Annotated in this window: 6 protein-coding genes and 1 rRNA gene; 1 reads left to right on the forward strand and 6 read right to left on the reverse strand. The window is 73.1% G+C overall.

Translation table 11 applies throughout. From position 1 onward, the window contains the following. Positions 1–7 precede the first annotated feature (7 nt). The 3 genes from AB0B76_RS46380 to AB0B76_RS46390 are packed head-to-tail and all read right to left on the reverse strand — an operon-like array spanning position 8 to position 1,603. Positions 8–808: a TlyA family RNA methyltransferase gene (locus AB0B76_RS46380; protein WP_360388590.1), complete on the reverse strand. Its 801-nt coding sequence runs from the start codon at positions 806–808 to the stop codon at positions 8–10. A gap of 22 nt (positions 809–830) precedes the next feature. After that, positions 831–1,025: a hypothetical protein gene (locus AB0B76_RS46385; RefSeq protein ID WP_360388593.1), complete on the reverse strand. Its 195-nt coding sequence runs from the start codon at positions 1,023–1,025 to the stop codon at positions 831–833. Further along, complete coding sequence (locus AB0B76_RS46390) at positions 1,022–1,603, reverse strand: hypothetical protein (RefSeq protein ID WP_360388595.1); 582 nt, start codon at positions 1,601–1,603, stop codon at positions 1,022–1,024. The genes AB0B76_RS46385 and AB0B76_RS46390 overlap by 4 nt, the downstream gene beginning before the upstream one ends. A 109-nt stretch (positions 1,604–1,712) precedes the next feature. Between AB0B76_RS46390 and AB0B76_RS46395 the strand changes: the two genes are divergently transcribed. Beyond that, complete coding sequence (locus AB0B76_RS46395; RefSeq protein ID WP_360388598.1) at positions 1,713–2,051, forward strand: SCP2 sterol-binding domain-containing protein; 339 nt, start codon at positions 1,713–1,715, stop codon at positions 2,049–2,051. On the opposite strand, the gene AB0B76_RS46400 is transcribed toward AB0B76_RS46395, so the two are convergent. The 3 genes from AB0B76_RS46400 to rrf form a co-directional block, all read right to left on the reverse strand. Further along, positions 2,048–3,046: an HAD-IIA family hydrolase gene (locus AB0B76_RS46400; protein WP_360388601.1), complete on the reverse strand. Its 999-nt coding sequence runs from the start codon at positions 3,044–3,046 to the stop codon at positions 2,048–2,050. The two genes, AB0B76_RS46395 and AB0B76_RS46400, sit on opposite strands and share 4 nt — an antisense overlap. Next, entirely contained in the window at positions 3,043–4,320 is a 1,278-nt protein-coding gene (locus AB0B76_RS46405) for a hypothetical protein (RefSeq protein ID WP_360388603.1), read from the reverse strand. Before AB0B76_RS46405 ends, AB0B76_RS46400 begins: the two co-directional genes overlap by 4 nt. A 1,839-nt stretch (positions 4,321–6,159) precedes the next feature. Next, positions 6,160–6,254, reverse strand: a 5S ribosomal RNA gene (gene rrf, locus AB0B76_RS46410); the annotation flags it as partial.

The following is a 6,254-nucleotide window of genomic DNA, read 5'->3' on the forward strand; positions in this document are numbered from 1 at the left end:
GGACCGCTCATGCCGACACCACTCCCTCGACAATCTGCTGGACCGCGGCCGGGTCGACCGGCGGCGCGTCGCGGCGCAGCCACAGGAAGAATTCCACGTTGCCCTGCGGCCCCGGCAGCGGGCTGCGCGCGACCCCGGCCACGCCGAGCCCGAGCCCGGCGGCCGCGGCGGCGACATCGAGCACCGCTGCGGTCCGCAGCTCGGGCGAGCGCACCACGCCCCGGTCGCCCAGCGCCTCCCGGCCCACCTCGAACTGCGGCTTCACCATCGGCACGAGGTCACCGCCCGGGGCCGTGCACGCCGCCAGCGCGGGCAGCACCAGCCGCAGCGAGATGAACGACAGATCCGCGACGGTCAGCTCGCACACGCCGCCGATCTGCTCGGGCGTCAGCGTCCGCACATTGGTCCGCTCGATCACCGCGACCCGCTCGTCGGTACGCAGCGACCACGCGATCTGGCCGTACCCGACGTCGACCGCGGCGACCGCGGCCGCGCCCCGGCGCAGCAGCACATCCGTGAACCCGCCGGTGGACGCGCCGGCGTCGAGGCACCGGCGCCCCTGCACCGGCAGCGCGGCGAACGCGTCCAGCGCGCCGGCAAGCTTGTGCCCGCCCCGCGAGACGTACTCGTCCCCCGCCGCCTCCAGCACCCGCACCGGGTCCGCCGGGTCGATCTGCGCCGCCGCCTTGCCCGCCGCGGTGCCCCGCACCTCGACGCGGCCCGCGGCGATCAGCGCGGCCGCCTGCTCCCGCGAGCGGGCCAGCCCCCGGCGCACCAGCTCGGCGTCGAGTCGGTTCCGGCGCGCCATCTGCCAGCAGCTCCCTGAAAGCTCAGCGTTCCTCGATCGTGCCCAGCGTCTCCTGCAGCGTGCGGTGGGCGTCGGTGTAGACCGAAACCTGCTGCCGCAGCGGAAGCGACGCTACCTCGCCGACCGCCGCCACCGCCGCATCGACCCGGCCGAGGACCCCCGCCCCGGGCGGCCCGGGCGCCGGCGCAGGGCCAGGACCAGGCACGGGGGCGGTCATGACGCGGTCTTCCGGGGCGCGCGAGTGGCCTTCTTCACGGGCAGCTTGGCCGACGCGGGGCCGACCTCGGACGCGGCCGCGACGGTCTCGATGGCCTTCTTGGCGGCCACCTTCTTGGCCGGCGCCGCAGGCGCCGCCGCCGGCGGGGCGACCTTCTTGGCCACGGCCTTCTTCGCGACGACCTTCGCGGGCGCTGCGGCGACCGCCGGGGCCTCCTCGATCACTTCGGCGCCGACCGGCGGGGCGGGCTCGTGCGGCGGCGCCACCGCGGCGATCGTCGCCTCCTTGAGCTGCGCCTCGAGCTCGTGCACCCGCGTCGTGAGCGCCGAAACCTCGTCGGCGGTGGCCAGGCCGACGGCGCCGAGGGCACGATCCAGCTCGTACCGCACCAGCTTCGTCAGCGCGTCACGGTTCGCCGAGCCGGCCCTGAGCAGGTCCTCGGCCATCGCCTGCAGCTGATCGGCGGTCGCGCCGCTCTTGCCGACCAGGCGCCGAACCGTTTTCGTCGCCTTCTTCGTGGTGGCCTCGGTCATGCCGTAGGCGAGCTCCAGATACGCCCGCCATGCTTCCTGAGCCATATTGCGTCTCTCCTCCAAGTGGTGTACGCCATTACGCTACCGGGCGTGCCGTGACGCCGTACGGTACCGTCACATTCCACGGATTTGGAGAAAGACGGGGTTTTCGCGCATGGCCACGGTTGACGAGTGTCGCGCCGCGCTGGACAAGCTCGCGCAGCGGCTGGCCACAAACGCCGCGCAGGCCCGGGAGAAGCTCGACTTCGACCGGACCCTCGCCTGCCGCGTCACCGACCTCGAGGTGGCCTTCCACGGCCGGCTCCAGGGCGGCCAGATCACCGACCTCACCGACGGCGACGACCCGCGCGCGAAGATCAAGCTGACCTCGTCCAGCGACGATCTGCTCGCCCTGGTCAACGGCCAGCTCAACGTCATGTCGGCGTGGACGAGCGGCCGCATCAAGATCGAGGCCGGCATGATGGATCTGCTGAAGCTGCGGAAGCTGCTCTAGGTCAGTTTCAGCCACTTCAGCGCGGCGTCGGCGGCCTCGCCGTCGCCGTCGATGGGCCGCACCTCTCCCGCCGCCCACGCGACCTGGCACAGTGCGTTGAGGGCCTCGACCCGGCGTCCGTCGCCCGCGAGCACCCACCGCCCGTCGCGGTCCTCGACGCGCCACGACTGCCCCTGCGACACCGCCTGGGCCGGCTCGAAAAGCCCCCCGAGGTCCTCGGCCACGAACGTGGGCCGCCGCTCGACCGGCGCCGCGAGCAGCTCCGCGGCGTCGGAGACCCCGGTCAGCACGAGCAGGCTGTCCATCCCCGCCCGGTACGCGCCCTCGATGTCCGTGTCCAGCCGATCCCCGACCACGAGCGGCCGCTGGGCACTGCGCTCCCGCGCCGCCTCCAGGAACAGGCTCGGATCGGGCTTGCCGACGATGGTGTCCGGCTGCCGCCCCAGCGCCGTGGCCATGGCCACGACCAGCGACCCGTTGCCGGGCAGCGGCCCGCGCGGCGACGGCAGCGTCTTGTCGGCGTTCGTCGCGATCCAGGCCGCACCGCCGCGAATCGCCACGGCGGCGTCACCCAGATCGCGCATCCGAACGTCCGGCCCGTACCCCTGCACGACGACCCGCGCCTCCTCGGCCTCGGTCACCGGCGTCAGCCCCGCGCCGACGACCTCCTCGCGCAGCGCGGGCGCGCCGAGGATCAGCACCGGGGTACCGGGCGCGAACCGCTCCGCCATCAGCAGCGCGGTCGCGTGGGCCGAGGTCACGACCTCGCGCGGCTCGGCGGGGATGCCGATCCGCGTCAGGAGCGCCGCGACGTCGCCGGGCAGCCGCGAGGCGTTGTTCGTCGCGTACGCGCTGGGGATCCCCCGCTCGCGCAGCGCCGCACACGCCTCGGCGGCGCCGGGGATGATCTGGTCGACGAGGTACAGGACCCCGTCGAGATCGAAGATCACCAGGTCGTAGTGCCCGACCAGATCATCCGCCTGCGCGTCGCTCACGCCTTGCCCTTCCCCTCGCCGTCCTTGCCGCCCGGCTGATCCCCGTCGGACTCGTCGTCGCCGACGGCGTCCTCGGGCTCGGCGGGCGCACGGTCGGCGTCGCCCTGGTCGACGTGATCGCCGTCCGGCTCGTCGTCGGCGTCGCTCTCGTCGCCTTCGCCTGCACCATCGACAGCTTCACCATCGCCAGCGCTGTCGGCGTCGGTCTCGGCGTCTTCGTTGTCGTCGTCCTCGTCGTCGTCCTCGTCATCGCCGAGGTCGTCGTCTTCGTCGTCGTAGTCGTCCGCGTCCTCGTCGTCTTCGTCGTCGAGGACGTCGTCCTCATCGTCGTCGTAGTCGTCGTCGCGATCATCGTCGTCATCGCGATCGTCTTCGTCGTCGTCGTCCCCGTCGCGATCGTCGTCTTCGTCTTCGTCGTCTTCGTCGTCGTAGTCGTCGTCGCGGTCGTCGTCGTCCTCGTCGCGATCGTCGTCGTCTTCGTCTTCGTCGTCGTAGTCGTCTTCTTCGCGGTCGTCCTCGTCGTCCTCGCCGTCGCGCGGGCCGGCCGCCCCGCGGGCCTCGCCGTCCTCGAGCTCGTCGTCGTCCTCGTCCGTGTCACCGTCGAGCGTGATGCCGTCGAGCTCGAGCAGCCGCTCGGCCGCGTCGGTGCGCAGATCCTCGTCGAGGTCCGCGGCCCGGGCGAACCACTCCCGCGCCTCTTCGCGCCGTCCGGCCCGCAGGAGCGCATCGGCGTACGCGTACCGCAGCCGCGCCGCCCAAGGCGCATCGGGCGCCGAGGTGAGCTCGCGCACCTGCAGCATCGCCACAGCCGCGTCCGTCTGCCCAAGATCCCCACGCGCGCCGGCGGCCACGATGAGCAGCTCGACGATCTCCTCGGCCGAGAGCCGCTCCCGGTCCGCCGTGCGGAAGAGGTCGATCGCCTTCTCCGGCCGCCCGAGGGCCCGCTCACAGTCCGCGATCACCGCGATGTGGGTCTGCTTCCCACTCATCCGGTGGTACGTCCGCAGCTCCCCGAGCGCCGTCTGCCACTCCCCGGCGTGGTACGCCGCAAGCCCAGCGGCCTCGCGAACCACCCCGATCCGGGACGCCTTGCGCCGCGCAACGAGCGCATGCGCGAGCGCGAGCTCCGGGTCGTCGTCGATCAGCTGCCCAGCCGCCACGAGCCGCCGCGCAACCTCCTCCGCCACGGGCCGCGCGAGCGAGCTGAGCTCCGAGCGCACCGAACGGTCGAGCTCCGACGGGTCGAGGTCGTCGGCGAGCACCGGGTCGGCCACGCGGCTGACGGTCTCCTCGCCGGCATCCTCACTGCTGACGAAGCCCGGGTCACTGGTGCGCGGCCGGTACCCACCGGCATCGCTGCGCCGCAGCCCCTCACTCCGCTGAGCCCCACCGGCGTCCCGATCCCGGAACCCACCGCTGGGCCGGTCGCCCCGGTCACGGTCACGGAACCCACCGCTGGGCCGGTCCCCACGATCACGATCGCGGAACCCACCACCGGCAGGCCGGTCCCCACGATCACGGAACCCACCACTGGGCCGGTCCCCACGATCACGGTCACGGAACCCACCACCGGCAGGCCGGTCCCCACGATCACGGAACCCACCACTGGGCCGATCCCCACCGTCACGATCCCGGAACCCACCGCCACTGGGCCGGTCGCCCCGGTCGCGGTCGCGGAACCCACCACCGGTAGGCCGGTCCCCACGGTCACGGAACCCACCACTGGGCCGGTCCCCACCGTCACGGTCACGGAATCCACCGCTGGGCCGGTCGCCCCGGTCGCGGTCGCGGAACCCACCACCGGTAGGCCGGTCCCCACGGTCACGGAACCCGCCGCTGGGCCGGTCCCCACGGTCGCGGTCACGGAACCCACCACCGGCAGGCCGATCCCCACGATCACGGAACCCACCACTGGGCCGATCCCCACGATCACGATCGCCGGAGGGCCGATCACCATCACGGTCGCGCCTCTGGTACCCACCACCGTCACGATCCCGGAAGCCACCACCAGAGGGCCGATCCCCACGGAACCCGGACGGCCGGTCACCACGAGCACCGCCATCACGGTCCCCACGGAACCCGCCACCGGTGGGTCGATCCCCACCACGGTCGCGGAACCCACCACCAGCGGGCCGGTCTCCACGGTCGCGGAACCCACCACCACTGGGCCGATCGCCACGGTCACGGTCGCGGAACCCGCCACCAGTCGGCCGGTCCCCACGGTCGCGGTCACGGAACCCACCACCGGCAGGCCGATCCCCACGGTCACGGAACCCACCACCACTGGGCCGATCCCCACGATCCCGATCACCGGAGGGCCGATCACCACGAGGCGCACCGTCACGGTCCCCACGGAACCCGCCGGCCGGCCGATCCCCACGGAACCCACCGTCACGCCGCTCGGGCCGATCCCCACCGCGGTACCCGCCACCGTCCCGATCACGGAACGGCCGATCCCCACGGGGTGCCCCACCATCACGATCCCGGAACCCACCACCACTGGGCCGGTCCCCGCGGTCACGGAAGCCACCACCGGTGGGCCGGTCCCCACGGTCACGGAACCCGCCACCGGTAGGCCGGTCCCCACGAGCTCCACCATCACGGGGTCCGGACGGCCGGTCGCCACCGCGGTACCCGCCACCGTCCCGATCACGGAACGGCCGATCCCCACGAGGCGCCCCACCATCACGGTCACCACGAGCGGCGCCACCCTCACGGAACCCGGAGGGCCGGTCACCACGGGCTCCACTATCACGGGGCCCGGAAGGCCGGTCGCCACCGCGGTACCCGCCGCCATCCCGGTTCGGCCGCTCGGTCCGGTCCCGGAACGGACGGTCACCGTCACGCCCGCCCCGAGCCTCACCGCCCCGGCCGCCCCGGTCGTCGCGCGACCCGCCGCCGGCCCGATCGTCGCGAGAGTTCCCGCGCGGCCGATCGCCGCCGCGAGAACGGGAGTCATCCCTACGGGGCCCGCGTGGGCCGCCGTCCTGGCCGTCGCCGTCGTGTGGCTTTGCGTTCACGACTTCATCCTTCCCGACCGGGGTACGCCTTATGCGCTCGACCCGGTAAACGACTCAAGGGCCGCCCAAACGGGCGGCCCTTGATCGAAGATTGTCCGGCGGCGTCCTACTCTCCCACACTCTCTCGGGTGCAGTACCATCGGCGCTGGAGGGCTTAGCTTCCGGGTTCGGAATGGGACCGGGCGTTT

It is taken from the genome of Dactylosporangium sp. NPDC049140 (genome assembly GCF_040648435.1).